The sequence below is a fragment of the Alicyclobacillus sp. CIJ1 genome, assembly GCF_057538885.1.
The window spans coordinates 1-288 of record NZ_BAAJPH010000046.1; the positions used below are offsets into that span (position 1 = coordinate 1).

Below are 288 nucleotides of genomic sequence, written 5' to 3' on the forward strand. Positions count from 1 at the left end.
GCTCTTCCTGAAGGAAGAGCCGCAGTGAAAAGGCCCAAGCGACTGTTTAGCAAAAACACAGGTCTCTGCGAAGCCGAAAGGCGACGTATAGGGGCTGACGCCTGCCCGGTGCTGGAAGGTTAAGAGGAGGGCTTAGGGGGGTGAACCCCCGAAGGTCCGAATCGAAGCCCCAGTAAACGGCGGCCGTAACTATAACGGTCCTAAGGTAGCGAAATTCCTTGTCGGGTAAGTTCCGACCCGCACGAAAGGCGTAACGACTTGGGCGCTGTCTCAACGAGAGACCCGGTG

1 rRNA gene is annotated in these 288 nt (G+C 57.6%); it reads left to right on the forward strand.

The window, feature by feature from the left end:
* A 23S ribosomal RNA gene (locus AC27E8_RS00325) occupies positions 1 to 288 on the forward strand; the annotation flags it as partial.